Below are 13266 nucleotides of genomic sequence, written 5' to 3'. Positions count from 1 at the left end.
CGACATGAAGACGATCGCCTATTACTTCTGGATGAACTCGGACTGGGCCTACCTGGGCGCCGACCGGCTGGAGGCGCTGGCGGCGCGGCATGAGGCGGCGATCCGCTACCTGCCCGTGGACTTGCCCGATGTCTATGCGCGCACCGGCGGCGTGCTCCTGGGCCAGCGTTCGCCGCAGCGCCAGGCCTATCGCGTGGCGGAACTGGCGCGCTGGTGCCGCAAGCTGGGCATCCACGTCAATCCGAAGCCGGCCTTCATGTGTCCGGATGCGGGCCTGGCCTCGCGCATCGTGATCGCGGCGGATCTTGGCGGGCTGCCGGTGCTGGAGTTGTACAAGGCCATCCTCAAGGCCCAGTGGTGCGACGACCAGGACATCTCCGACCTGGCCACCCTGCGCGGCCTACTGGAGCGGCTGGGCTTGGACGCCGCGGCGCTGCTGGCGGCGGCCGGGCAGCCCGGCATCGAGTCGGCCTATCGCCGCAACACGGACGACGCGGTCAGGGCCGGGGTGTTCGGCTCGCCCGCGTATGTGTATCGGGGCGAGGTGTTCTGGGGCCAGGACCGGCTGGATATGCTGGAAGAGGCGGTGGCCGCACCGGGCACCCCCTAGCCGGCGCCGCGGGCAGGTTCAGCACCTGCCCGCGGCGTCGCGCCTACTTCTTCACCAGCGGGCAGGTGGACTTGGACAGCGGCATGAACGCCTGGTCTCCCGGCAGGGTGGCCACCAGCTTGTAGTAGTCCCAGGGCCGCTTGGATTCCGACGGCTTCTTCACCTCGAACAAGTACATGTCGTGGACCATGCGGCCGTCCTCGCGGATGCGGCCGTTGGTGGCGAAGAAGTCGTTGATGGGCATGGATTTCATCTGCTTCATCACCGCGACGGGCTCATCGGTGCCGGCGGCCTGCACCGCCTTCAGGTAGTGCATCACCGATGAATACGTGCCCGCCTGGCTCATGTTGGGCATTTTCTTCAGCTTGTCGTAGTAGCGCTGAGACCAGGCCCGGGTCTGGTCGTTCATGTCCCAGTAGAAAGCCTCGGTCAGCGTCAGGCCGGCGGCGGCGTCCAGGCCGATGGCGTGTATGTCGTTGATGTACAGGAGCAAGCCGGCCATCTTCTGGCCGCCCTTGGTCAGGCCGAACTCGCTGGCCGCCTTGATGGCGTGGACGGTGTCGCCGCCCGCATTGGCCAGGCCCACGATCTGGGCCTTGCTGGCCTGCGCCTGCAGCAGGTAGGACGCGAAGTCGCTGGATCCCAGCGGGTGGCGCGATGCGCCCACCACGGTGCCGCCGTTGGCCTTGACGACCTCCGTGGCCGACGCTTGCAGGGTGTGGCCGAAGGCGTAATCGGCCGTCAGGAAGTACCAGCTCTTGCCGCCTTGCTCTACGGTGGCGCGCGCCGTGGTGTTGGCCAGCGACCAGGTGTCGTAGGTGTAGTGCACGGAATAGGGCGAGCACAGGTCGTTGGTGATGCGCTCGGTGCCGGGGCCGCTGTAGACCACGATTTTTTTCTTTTCCCGCGCCACTTCCAGCACGGCCAGCGCGGGCGCGGAGCCCGCCACGTCCATGATGGCGTCCACCTTCTGGGTGTCGTACCACTCGCGCGCCTTGGCGGCGGCGATGTCGGCCTTGTTCTGATGGTCCACCACCATCAGGTCCACCTTCTTGCCCAGCACCGTTCCGCCAAAATCGGCGATCGCCATTTCAGCGGCGGTGGCGCTGCCTTTGCCGGTGACGTCGGCGTAGACGCCGCTCATGTCCAGGATCAGGCCCAGGCGGACCACATCGTCGGAGATGGCGGGCGGCTGCGCGAAGGCGGCGGGCGCGGCGGCGACGGCCGCGGTGGCGAACAACTGGGCAAGCGTGCTGCGGCACTGCAATGAAATCCGGGGCTTGTCGGCATGTCTCATGGTTTGTCTCCCTGTGTGCCGGGTTTGTCTTTTTTCGGATTGTGCTGGCGCTCGTTATGGCGTGCTGCGGCGCCTTATCGTGAGGCGGCGACGGTTGGCGTGGCGTTGGATGGGCTCCTGGGTCGGGTTGAGGGGGCGCGGTCAGCGGCTGGACAGCAGGTCGAATTCCATCCGCACTTTCCGGAACGGGAACTCCAGCCGCGCGAAGTACACGACGCGGCCGTCGATGCAGGCATAGCGGCGCAGCTCGGCCACGGGGGACGAGACGGGGATCTGCAGGGATTCGGCCGACTCCTGGCCCGCTTCGATCACGTTGAGCACCTGGCGGGCCTCGGTGATGCGCGCGCCATAGAACTGGTCCAGCACCGGCGCCACGGTGCTTTTCTGGATGCGGGCCCGGTGCTTTCGGAACAGGCCACTGTCCAGAAAGACCTCGCTATAGCAAAAGGGCCCGGCATCCGTGGTGTGGATGCGCCGCAGGTACTGGAAGCTGCCGCTGCGATCGGCGCCGCAGGGCATGCCCAGGGTGTCGGGCAGCGGGGAGTCGGCGCTGGATTCCACCAGCGACACGGTGCCGAGCTGGTTGCTCAGCTCGACGGTTTCAGCCCAGGTCTTGGGGATGAGCAGCGTGGGCGTTTCGGGCAGCGCGGCATTGACGAAGGTGCCCGACCCGCGCGAACGCCGGATCAGGCCGTCCTCCTCCAGCAGCCCGAAGGCCTGGCGTATCGTCGCCCGCGAGATGCCGTAGGTCTCCATCAGCGATTCCAGCGGCGGGATCTGCTGCCCCGGCCGCCAGGTGCGGTTCTGGATATGGCTGCGAAACAGCGCGGCCGCCTGCAGGTAGAGCGGCTGGGGGCTGCGTGAGAAAAGCTTGCGGGCAGGCATGGTCGGGGCGAGGGTCAGGATGAAGAATCCGAGAGCATAGCGTCCGCCATTTCGCGCAGCCGGTGTTTCTGGATCTTGACCGAGTTGGCGCTCTCCACGGAAGGAAAGGCATCCAGCACGGTGAAGCCCGCGGGAACCTTGAACCCTGCCATGGCGGCCTTGCAGGCGGCGGTCCAGCCGGCCGGATCCGCGCTGGCGCCCGGGTGCAGCAGCACGAAGGCGTAGGGCACGATCTTCCCCTTGCTTGTCGCGCCCACCACCTGGCAGGCGCGCACGCCGGGCAGCGTTTCGACCACTTGTTCGATCTCCACCGGGTTGACCAGGAAGCCGGACAGCCGCAGCGAGTCTCCCATGCGGGTCTGGAACACGAACTGGCGCGGGGTCAGCGTGTAGCCCAGGTCCCCGGTCTTGAAATAGCCGTCGCCGGTGACGGCGCCGCGGGTGGCGTCGGGGTTGTCCAGATAGCCCAGCATCAGGCTGGGCGACAGGATCTCGATTTCGCCGGACTGGCCGTGCGGCAGCACCTGTCCGGTCTCGGGATCCCTTGCGCGCACCCGGGCCTCGGGATAGATCAGCGTGCCGCCGGGCTGATGGCGGGCCGACACATCGCCCTCGGCCGGATCGCGGGGCTGGCCGGCCACCAGCGCAATCAGTTCGCTGGAGCCGTACAGGCCGGTCAGCGGCACGCCGGCCTCGCGGGCCAGGTCCAGCATGTTGTCCAGCGCCGGCGTGAAGCTGGCGAAGCCGAACAGCCGCGCCGAGGCGAAGTTCGCGGGCGGCGCGGCCTGCATCATGCCCACCAGGGCCTCGTTGTTGGCGTAGGTATGCGTCACCGCATGGCGGGCGATGGCGTCGGCCGACTGCGCGGCGTTGAACACCGGCGCGCAGACGACGGGCGCGCCCCGCGCCAGGCCGCCCACCAGCGTCGCGAAGCCGAAGGCGCCGCAAAACGGGGCGCTGGCCAATATGCAGCTGCGGTCGTCGTAGCCATACGCCTGTGCGACCGCGACGCCGTGGCGCAGCAGGGTCTGCTGGTCATGCAGCACGAACTTGGGCTTGGAGGTTGTGCCGGACGTGGTGAAGCACAGCACGCCGGCGTTGCCTTGCGCGGGGGGGGCCGGGTCGGCGCAGGCCAGCAGGTCGGCGTACTGGTGCACCGGCTTGCCGTGCCGGGGCGAGGCCGCCGGTTCGCCGGTGGCGGACAGCGCGACCACGCCTTGCAGGCGCGCCAGATGTTCGGGCGCCACGCCGTCCAGGATGCCCTGGAAGTCGATGCCCTTGAAGCCTGGCCAGAACACCAGCCAGTCGGCCTGGCCGCGGCCCAGGATATCGGCCACTTCCAGTGCGCGAAAGCGCGTGTTGACCGCCAGCACCAGCGCGCCCAGGTGGGCGCAGGCCAGGAAGGATTCCACCCAGGCCGCGCAATTGGGCAGCCAGACGGCGACGCGATGGCCGGGGCGCACGCCGATGCGGGCAAGGCCGGCGGCCAGTGCACGGCTTTGCGCGCGCAGGTCGGCGACGCTGATCCGCTGGTCCTGGTCGATCAGCGCGACCGCGTCCGGTTGGCGGGCGGAAAGCACGTCCAGGTGTTCGGAGAAAGTCGAGTACGGCAAGGTCATGGCTTACACCGTGGCGATGGGCGTCACGGGCGAACCCACCGCGCCGGGCATGCGCAAGGGCGGGGCGGTCAGCAGGAAGCGGTTGCGTCCCTGCGCGTGCAGCCAGTCGGCCAGGTCCTTCAGGTACCAGAGTTCGGCCAGCGGCACGCCCAGCTTGAACAGGCAGTGATGATGCAGCGGCAGGATCGAATGGCCGGGGCCGGACGTGCGCGCGGGATAGGACTCCACCGCGTAGTTGTCCGCGCAGATCGCCGCGACGCCGGACTCCGTGATCCAGTCCAGCAGGGCCTGGTCGGAACCATCCAGCACGGCGCCCGTCTGTTCCAGCTTGTGCGGGTCCGGGTGGCCGTTCATGGCCACGATGCTCTCCGCGAAACCCGTGCGCAGGACCAGCATGTCGCCAGTCTCCAGCACGGCATTCTGCTCGCGCATGGCGGCCTGCAGCTGCGCATGGCCCACCAGCGTGCGGCCGGGGCCGAACGCGCGGGCCAGGTCGACCAGCACGCCGCGCCCCTGCACGCCTTTTTCCGCGTAGCGGCTGACGCTGAGCTTGCGCGCATACGAGCCGCCGGGCGGGCAGCAGGCGGGCTCGGAGGTGTCGGGGTCGGCGCCGCCGAAGACATCGACGCCGGCGGCGTAGCCGTTGTAGTAGACGCGGCGGGCCTGGCCGTCGCCCTGGATATCGAACATCGCGCCCACATGGCACAGGCCGTCCCACTGCGTGGAGTACTGCATGGACAGTGTCACCTGGTCATCGGACAGGACGTCGATGGCCTCGGGCTGCAGCTGCGACATCGCGAAGTTCAGGTAGGGCGTGCCTTCGCGGAAGGTGGGCTTGAGCGTGGGCGCGTGACGGCGCGGATTCAGCACGTTGCCGCCGGGCAGGTCCAGCGGCAGCGACAGGCAGAAGACCTTGCCCGCGCGGACCTCGCGCACGGCCTGCAGCACCTTTTCTTCGGTCAGCAGGTTCAGGCGGCCGAGCTCGTCGTCCGGGCCGAAGTCGCCCCAGGTCGATCCTTCGGGGCGTTGTGTCCAGCGTTTCATCTGCTTGTCTCCTATCGGTTTTCTATGTTCTTATGAATATAGTACGTATTTACGTACTTTAAAAAGAAATCCGCAATCAGCGGATTCGATAGGAGACAAAACCATGACGCAATTGCTGCATCCGCGCGCCGGGTGGCGCAACCTCGCCGTTGCCGCGCTGGCTGCCCTGGCGCTGCCCGCCGTCCACGCCGCGGGCTATCCCGACCATCCCGTCACCGTCGTCGTCCCGTATCCCCCCGGCGGCGGCGCCGACATCTTCGGCCGCGCAATCGCCAATGCGCTGCAACCCGGCCTGAAGCAGACCGTGCTGGTGGAAAACAAGCCCGGCGCGGGCGGCAATATCGGCATGGCCTACGTGGCCCGCGCGAAGGCCGACGGCTACACCCTGGGCCTGGGCACGATAGGCACGCAGACAATCAATCAGTTCCTCTACAGCAACATGGCGTTCGACCCCGAGCGCGATCTGGTGCCGATCGCCCTGGTGTCGACCACGCCCAACGTCATCGCCGTCAGCGCGAAATCGCCCTACAAGACGGTGGCGGACGTCATCAAGGCGGCCAGGCAGTCGCCGGACAAGAAGCTGACCTACGCCTCGCCCGGCATCGGGTCCTCGGTACACCTGACCGGCGCCTATTTCGAAGCCATGGCCGGCGTGACGATGCTGCATGTGCCGTTCAAGGGCACGTCCGCGTCCCTGCCGGCCGTGGCGGGCGGGCAGGTCGACCTGTTGTTCGACAATCTGCCCGGCGCGCTGGCGCAGATCAAGGACGGCCACCTGGTGCGCGGCGTGGCCGTGACTTCGGCCGCGCGCGATCCCTCGGTCCCCGACCTGCCGACGGTCGCGGAGTCGGGTCTGCCGGGCTTTGACGTTACGGCCTGGTTCGCGCTGTACGCGCCGCGCAATACGCCGGCGCCCGTCGTCGAGCAACTGATAGCCGCCGCCCGCAGCGGCCTGCAAAGCCAGGGCATCGGCACGAATTTCGCCACCATGGGCGCCAGGCCCGGCACGCTGTTTGGCGCCGACCTGGCCGCCTTTGAAGCCGCGGAGCGCAAGAAATGGGGCGGACTCATCAAAGACAAAGGAATCACCGCGCAATGAACACACCCGTCGCACTTGTCACCGGCGGCAGCCGGGGAATCGGCCGCGCCATCGTCGCGCGCTTGCTCGAAGACGGCTATCAGGTCGTCAACTTCAGCCGCACGGCGCCGGACCAGGCGTTGCGCGGCGAAACCTTCCGTTCGGTCGACCTGGGCGATGCGGGGGCGACCATCGCCGCGGCGCGCGAGCTCGCGGCCGAGCGCCCCGTCCTGAACCTGGTCAACAACGCCGGCATGATCCAGGTCGCCAACATCCAGGACGTTACGCAGGAAGAACTGGCGCGCACGATGGCGCTGAACATTGCCGCGCCTATCCTGCTGATGCAGGCGCTGCTGCCCGGCATGCGGTCGGCGGGGTACGGGCGGGTCGTGAACATCGGCAGCCGGGCGGCCCTGGGCAAGGGCGGGCGGACGGTTTACGGCGCCTCCAAGGCCGGGCTGGCGGGCATGACCCGGACCTGGGCGCTGGAGCTGGCGGGCGACGGGATCACGGTGAACACCGTGGCGCCTGGGCCGGTCGCGACCGAACTGTTCAATCAATCCAACCCGCCGGGCGCGGCCAGGACGCTGGCGCTCGAGGCCTCGATTCCTGTGGGGCGCGTGGGGCGGCCAGAAGAAGTGGCGCACAGCGTGGCGATGTTCCTGGACCCGCGCGCGGGCTTCATGACGGGGCAGGTGCTGTATGTGTGCGGCGGGGTCTCGGTGGGACTGACGGGCTAGGACCGCTTGGGCAGCGGCCCCACATGCCTTTCCGCTGCCTTCTTCGACATTCCGCCAGCGCCTTGCAAGGCGCTGGCCCGTTCCTCGCGCAAGCGCCGCAGCACTTCGGAGGGGGCGACGCCGAAGTGCGCGACGAACTTGCGCTGGAATGTGCGGCGCGACATATGGCAGGCGTCCGCCATGTCGTCCACCGACCAGCGCGCCGACAGCCGGGCCTCCATTTTCTCGACCAGGTCGCGAAAGGGGGCGGCGACGCGGTCCTGCAGGCGCAGGCTCTGGCTGTACTGCCGCTGGTCGCCGTTGCGGCGCATGAAGACGACCAGCCGCCGGGCCACTTGCTGGGACAGCGCCGCGCCGAAGTCGCGCTCGATCAGCGCCAACGCCAGATCGATGCCGGCGGTGACGCCCGCCGAAGTCCAGTACTTGCCGCTTTCGATGAAGATGCGGTCGTCCTCCACCCGCAGGGCGGGATAGAGCTGGCGCAGCCGGTCGGCCGAGCGCCAGTGCGTGGTGACGGCGCGGCCGTTGAGCAGGTCGGCGGCGGCCAGCACGAAGGCGCCGGTACAGACGCTGCTGGTGCGCCGTGTGCCGGCGTCGCGGCGGCGCAGCCAGGCGCGGGTTTCGCCATGGGCGCTGGCGCGATCCACGCCCGGGCCGCCGGGCACGAGCAGCATGTCGATGGGCGCGTCGCCGTCCTCCTCGAAGGTGCCGTCCACCTGGATGCGCAGGCCCTCTTCCCAGGTGGTGACCACCGGCGCCGCGGCGATCGTGCTTAACTGATAGAGCTTGCGGCCCGCCTCTACGTTGGCCGAGCTGAAGGCTTGCCACGGACCGGCCAGGTCCAGCGGCTGGAAGCCGTCGAACAGGACGAACACCACGCGTTGTGGCGCGTTTCGCGCGGATTCTGGCGCGATGGGCCGCGGGCGTCCGCCTATGCTGGGCGCTGGCGTTTCCAAGGGAGCATCGTCATGCATGTGAATTTTGTCTTGTTCGAAGGACTGACCCAGCTGGATATGACCGGGCCGTATGAGGTGCTGGCGAACGCGCCGGGCTTCACCGTGGATTTTGTCGCGAAAACGCTGGACCCGGTGCGCTGCGACCGCGGACTGCGATTCGTGCCGACGCAGACGCTGGCCTGCGCCCCGCCGTGCGACTTGCTGGTGGTGCCGGGCGGTCCAGGGACGGATGATGCCATTGTTGATCCGGAGTGGGTGGCGTTCACCCGCCGGCAGGGGCTGGGCGCGCAATATTTATTTGGCATCTGCACGGGGTCGCTGTTGCTGGGCGCGGCGGGATTGTTGCGCGGCAAGCGGGCGTCCAGCCATTGGCGGGCGCGCGAGCTGCTGTCCCGCTTTGGCGCGACACCCAGCGACGAGCGCATGTGCGTGGACGGCAATGTGTATACGGCGGGCGGCGTGACTTCGGGCATCGACATGGGCCTGAAGGTGGTGGCGGCGCTGTGCGGCGAGGATGTCGCCAAGCTGATCCAGCTGCAGATCGAGTATGACCCCAAGCCGCCATTTCCGGGCGGCACGCCGAAGACGTCGGAGCCGGCCGTCGTGGAGCGCTACCTGGCAATGTCCCAGGCGCGCTTCGAGCGCCGCAGCGCGGCGGTGGATCGCGCCGCGGCCGCCATGCCCTGAGGCCACGGGCCTCACCTGGCCAGATGGTCCAGCGGCAGCGGGCTTTGCGGCTTGACCGTCTGGATGGCGAAGTTGCTGCGGATGTCCTTGACGCCGGGCAGCTTCAGCAGGGTGTGCAGCAGGAACTGCTCGTACCCGCGCAGGTCTGGCACCACCACCTGCAGCAGGAAGTCGGACTCGCCGGACACCAGGTGGGCGGCGACGACTTCCGGCAGGGCGCTGACTTCCTGCCGGAACTGTTCGGCGTCCCGTTCGTGGTGGCGTTCGACCTTGATGCCCACGAACACAGTCAGCCCCAGGCCGACTTCATGCGGGTCGAGCCGCGCTTCATAGCCCTGGATGACGCCGGCCTCTTCCATCATCCGCACCCGCCGCAGGCAGGGCGAGGGGGAAAGGCCGATCTTTTCGGCCAGCTCCACATTGGTCAGGCGCCCGTTCTTCTGCAGGGCTTCGAGAATGCGCCGGTCGTAGGCGTCGAGTTCGTGCTTTGGCATGGGATTTAAGAAGGACTGATCTTATTGATTGGATATGCCAATAATGGTAGAGAAGTTGGCATGAATAGCAAGCACATGCCAACCCGATTTTCCTAGAATGACGCCATTGAAAGCTAGCGTGGGAGCGCGGTCATGGCCGATATGGCGTTATTTCTGGGTGCCTTGCTGATTGTCTATGTAGTGCCCGGGCCGGACATGATCCTGCTGCTGGAAACCGGCCTGCTGCGCGGCCGCGGGCAGGCGCTGGCCGTGGCAGCGGGACTCGCCATCGCGCGGGCGGCGCACGTGACCCTGGCGGCGCTGGGTCTGGCGGCGCTGTTCAAGACCCATCCCTGGGCATTCGACGCGGCGCGCACGGTGGGTGGTTGCTATCTGGTGTGGCTGGGCGTGCGCCTGTTGCGCGCGGGCCCGATGTCGTATGCGCCAGCAGGCGGCGCCGCGCCCCGCCATGCGGGCTGGGGGCCGGCGCTGCTGAGCGGCGTGCTGACCAATGTGCTCAATCCCAAGGCCTTGCTGTTCTGCTCGGTGCTGCTGCCGCAGTTCGTGTCGCCGGCGCATGGGCCGATCGGTCAGCAGTTCGCGGTGCTGGGCGTCATCCTGGTTGGACTGGGCCTGGCGTTCGATGTGCTGTGCGCGCTGGCGGGCGGGGCGGTGGGGCGCTGGATGACGGCCAGCCCCCGCGCGCAGAAGGTGCAGAGCATGGTGTTCGGCACCGCGCTGATCGGCTTTGGCCTGCGCCTGACCTTCGCTCAGCGCCCCGCCTGATTCATTTGCCGAAGGCGTACGACGCCGCGTCCTCTTCCTCCGTTTTCGCGGGCGGTGGCGTGGCGCCGTCTTCCAGCAGCTCCGCCTGGGTCAGTCCCTTGGTCAATTCCAGGGCCTGGCGTTCGAACAGGCGCCGGTACAGGCCGCCCTTCAGGCGGATCAGCGCGTCGTGGCTGCCTTCCTCGATGACGCGGCCATGCTCCATGACCAGCAGGCGGTCCAGCGCGCGGACCGTGGACAGGCGGTGCGCCACCACCAGCGTCGTGCGGCCTTCCATCAGGCGGTCCATCGCGCGCTGGATCAGCACCTCGCTTTCGCTGTCCAGGCTGGACGTGGCTTCGTCCAGGATCAGGATGGGCGCGTCCGCCAGGAACGCCCGCGCAATCGCCACGCGCTGGCGTTCGCCACCGGACAGCTTTACGCCGCGTTCGCCCACCAGCGTGTCGTAGCCCTTGGGCAGCGACATGATGAAGTCATGTGCGCTGGCCAGCCGGGCCGCCTGCTCGATCTCGGCCTGCGTGGCGCCGGGCCGGGCGTAGGCGATGTTCTCCGCCAGGGTCCGGTGAAACAGCACGGGCTCTTGCTGCACGATGGCGATCTGGCTGCGCAAGGACGCCTGTTTTGCCTGGGCGATGTCCTGTCCGTCGATGGTGATGCGGCCGTCGTTCACGTCGTACAGGCGTTGGATCAGCTTGATGAACGTGGTCTTGCCGGACCCCGAATGGCCCACCAGGCCGACGCGTTCGCCTGGCGCGATGCGCACGGAGAACCTGTCGTACAGCGCCGCATTGTGCGAACCATAGCGGAACGTCACGTCCTCGAAGCGGATTTCGCCGGCCGTCACCTTGATGGCGCCCGCGCCGGGCCTGTCTTCCACGCCCAGCGGCTGCTTTTCCAGCGACACCAGTTCTTCCATGTCGTTGACCGAGCGCTGCAGGTTGCGGATGTGCATGCCCACGTCGCGCAGATAGCCTTGCAGCACGAAGAACATCGCCAGGGTGAACGTGATGTCGCCCACGCTGGCCTGGTTACGCGACCACAGTAGCAGGGACGCGCCCAGGATGGCGGCCTGCATGGCCACGAGCATCGCGCCCTGGATCCCGCCGTTGAAGGTGGCGCGGACCCAGGTGCGGCGCGTGCGGCGGCGCCATTTGTCGATCACGCGGTCCAGCCGCGCCTCTTCGCGCGTTTCCGCGCCAAAGGCCTTGACCACGGCGTTGCAGCTCACGGCGTCGGCCAGCGCGCCGCCCATGCGCGTGTCCCAGGCGTTGCCCAGGCGCGCCGCGGGCGCGACATAGCCCAGCGACAGCGCCGTCGTGACGGCGATGTACAGCACCGAGCCCAGGCCCACCACCAGCCCCATCAGCGGCCAGTGCGCGCCCAGCAGGGCGGTGGCGCCCACCAGCATCACCACGGACGGCAGCAGCGCCACCAGCAGCGTGTCGTTCAGCAGGTCCACCGCCCACATGCCGCGCGTGATCTTGCGCACCGTGGAGCCGGCGAAGCTGTTTGCATGCCAGTCGGTGGAAAAGCGCTGCACGCGGTAGAAGGCATTGGAGGCGATGCCGTTCATCATCTTCAAGGTGAAGGTGATGATGTTCTGGAACACGGCCTGGCGCAGCAGGGTGCCGCCCACGCCCAGCGCCACCAGCAGCCAGAAGGCAGTGATGGCGGCGTTCCAGGCGACCTGGTCGCCGGCGGCGCCGGAAGCCACCGCGTCGACCAGGCGGCCGGCGTACATCGGCGTCAGCACGTCGGCCACCGCCGAAAACAGCGCCAGCGCCACGATGACCACGATGCGCAGGGGTTGCAGGCCCCAGTAGCGGAAGGTAAAGCCCAGGACGTCCTTGAAGGCCTGTCCTCGAAAGTCGATTTTTTTTCTAGCCATTGCAATGGCCTGGCGGCACAAGACACGCCAGGATGTCCTTGTGAGGAAAGAGGGGAAAACAAGCCATGCGCCCTTTGGGGCACCGGCGATTGCGTTTAATGGTTTAGGCGGGCGCGGAGGACCAGTCGCCAGATAAAAAGCTGGCGATGGGTCCGCGCGGGCGACGACTTAATGGCGTCGCGGAGACACGCGCGGGATGGCGTTGAGCATGGGATACATCATCATGCGCCTCCCTGTCGGTGGGTAGAGTGGGGAAAAGGAATGGGCACAGGCCCGAATTGCTGATTCTATAGAAGTGATGTAAGCGAATCAACGGGGCGTGCGCCCGTGGCGGGGGCGCTGTGGGTTTTTTTCAACCTGGGCGTCAGGCCGACGTGAACAGGTCGGCGGGCAGCCGCGCCACGGCGTCGTAGGTCAGCCGGATATGGGCGGCGAGCAAGGTACAGGCGGTGTCGGCGTCGCGCGCCAGCGTGGCGTCGAGGATGCCCTGGTGCTCGTCGTGCAGGTCGCGCGCGATGGGCTTGCGGGTGACGGCCAGGCGACGGTAGCGCTCGGCCTGCTGGTACAGGATGCCCAGGAAATGATGCATCCAGCGCGAGGGGCAGGCGCTGATCAGTTCGCGGTGGAATTCGCGGTTGCGCTGCTCCCATTCATCGAATCGGGCTTCCGGATCCGCCGCCAGACGCTGCTCTGCCTTGCTCAACCGATGAAAGGCGGCCAGCACGGCGCTTTCCCAATTGTCGTCGCCGACCGCGATCGACTGGCGCAGCGCTTCGGTTTCCAGCAGCACGCGGTTTTCGGTGATGTCGCGGAAGTCTTCCAGCGAAATGGGCGTGACGTGGAAACCGCGCTGTCCCTGCGCGATGACCAGCGCATCCGACACCAGCAGCGCCAGCGCTTCGCGCAGCGTGCCGGCGCCCACGCCGTAATCGTCCTTCAGGTGCTCGACGCGCAGGCGCGAGCCGGGCGGGAGCTTGCCCTGGATGATGTCGCGCCGCAGATTGACATAGGCCGCGCCCACCAGGGTGTTGGCCGAGGCGGTGTGGGCAAGCGAGGGGAGGGATGCGCCGTCTGACATGGAAAGTAATGTAGCACTACTGTTTAAAAATCTCGATAAAAATTGTTGACTTCGAGATTTATGCTGTCTATCGTAAAAAAAAGCGCCGCCACCCAAGCGGAAAAAATCCCTCGGCACGATGCCGG

General features: G+C 67.5%; 13 protein-coding genes. 5 read left to right on the top strand and 8 right to left on the bottom strand.

The genetic code is table 11. The annotated features are described in order from the left end of the window. Positions 1-4: 4 nt before the first annotated feature. On the top strand, positions 5-610 hold the full coding sequence (locus HLG70_RS11295; protein WP_171664488.1) for a 2-hydroxychromene-2-carboxylate isomerase: 606 nt from the start codon (positions 5-7) through the stop codon (positions 608-610). 43 nt (positions 611-653) lie between these two features. Here HLG70_RS11295 and HLG70_RS11290 read toward each other — a convergent pair whose 3' ends face one another. The 4 genes from HLG70_RS11290 to HLG70_RS11275 form a co-directional block, all read right to left on the bottom strand. Continuing rightward, positions 654-1907, bottom strand: a complete 1254-nt coding sequence (locus tag HLG70_RS11290) for an ABC transporter substrate-binding protein (protein ID WP_171664487.1) — start codon at positions 1905-1907, stop codon at positions 654-656. 141 nt (positions 1908-2048) lie between these two features. Next, a complete protein-coding gene (locus HLG70_RS11285) occupies positions 2049-2792 on the bottom strand; it encodes a GntR family transcriptional regulator (protein WP_171664486.1) in 744 nt (247 codons plus the stop codon). Positions 2793-2806: 14 nt separating this feature from the next. Further along, on the bottom strand, positions 2807-4411 hold the full coding sequence (locus HLG70_RS11280; RefSeq protein ID WP_171664485.1) for an AMP-binding protein: 1605 nt from the start codon (positions 4409-4411) through the stop codon (positions 2807-2809). Positions 4412-4414: 3 nt separating this feature from the next. Continuing rightward, complete coding sequence (locus tag HLG70_RS11275) at positions 4415-5455, bottom strand: cyclase family protein (protein ID WP_171664484.1); 1041 nt, start codon at positions 5453-5455, stop codon at positions 4415-4417. A gap of 103 nt (positions 5456-5558) precedes the next feature. Between HLG70_RS11275 and HLG70_RS11270 the strand changes: the two genes are divergently transcribed. Further along, positions 5559-6554, top strand: a complete 996-nt coding sequence (locus HLG70_RS11270) for a Bug family tripartite tricarboxylate transporter substrate binding protein (protein WP_171664483.1) — start codon at positions 5559-5561, stop codon at positions 6552-6554. After that, entirely contained in the window at positions 6551-7273 is a 723-nt protein-coding gene (locus tag HLG70_RS11265) for an SDR family oxidoreductase (protein WP_171664482.1), read from the top strand. Before HLG70_RS11270 ends, HLG70_RS11265 begins: the two co-directional genes overlap by 4 nt. On the opposite strand, the gene HLG70_RS11260 is transcribed toward HLG70_RS11265, so the two are convergent. Beyond that, the gene (locus HLG70_RS11260; RefSeq protein WP_419144816.1) at positions 7270-8151 is read right to left on the bottom strand and encodes a GlxA family transcriptional regulator; all 882 of its coding nucleotides are present in this window, start codon (positions 8149-8151) and stop codon (positions 7270-7272) included. The two genes, HLG70_RS11265 and HLG70_RS11260, sit on opposite strands and share 4 nt — an antisense overlap. Positions 8152-8241: 90 nt before the next feature. On the opposite strand from HLG70_RS11260, the gene HLG70_RS11255 reads away from it, so the two are divergent. Next, positions 8242-8916 carry a DJ-1/PfpI family protein gene (locus tag HLG70_RS11255; RefSeq protein ID WP_171664480.1) on the top strand — a complete coding sequence of 225 codons (675 nt, stop codon included), beginning with the start codon at positions 8242-8244 and terminating at the stop codon, positions 8914-8916. Positions 8917-8927: 11 nt separating this feature from the next. Here HLG70_RS11255 and HLG70_RS11250 read toward each other — a convergent pair whose 3' ends face one another. Further along, the gene (locus HLG70_RS11250; protein WP_171664479.1) at positions 8928-9410 is read right to left on the bottom strand and encodes an Lrp/AsnC family transcriptional regulator; all 483 of its coding nucleotides are present in this window, start codon (positions 9408-9410) and stop codon (positions 8928-8930) included. Between the two features lie 132 nt (positions 9411-9542). On the opposite strand from HLG70_RS11250, the gene HLG70_RS11245 reads away from it, so the two are divergent. Beyond that, complete coding sequence (locus tag HLG70_RS11245) at positions 9543-10175, top strand: LysE family translocator (RefSeq protein WP_171664478.1); 633 nt, start codon at positions 9543-9545, stop codon at positions 10173-10175. 1 nt (position 10176) lies between these two features. Here the strand turns inward: HLG70_RS11245 and HLG70_RS11240 are convergent, their stop codons facing one another. Both HLG70_RS11240 and HLG70_RS11235 read right to left on the bottom strand, forming a co-directional pair. Beyond that, positions 10177-12063 (bottom strand): ABC transporter ATP-binding protein, encoded by a 1887-nt coding sequence (locus HLG70_RS11240; RefSeq protein WP_171664477.1) that lies wholly within the window; start codon positions 12061-12063, stop codon positions 10177-10179. Positions 12064-12427: 364 nt separating this feature from the next. Continuing rightward, the gene (locus tag HLG70_RS11235; protein ID WP_171664476.1) at positions 12428-13141 is read right to left on the bottom strand and encodes a GntR family transcriptional regulator; all 714 of its coding nucleotides are present in this window, start codon (positions 13139-13141) and stop codon (positions 12428-12430) included. Positions 13142-13266: the final 125 nt, after the last annotated feature.

The organism is Achromobacter deleyi (genome assembly GCF_013116765.2).
Taxonomy (GTDB): Bacteria; Pseudomonadota; Gammaproteobacteria; order Burkholderiales; family Burkholderiaceae_B; genus Achromobacter; species Achromobacter deleyi_A.
This window is presented reverse-complemented; position numbering and strand designations above follow the sequence as displayed.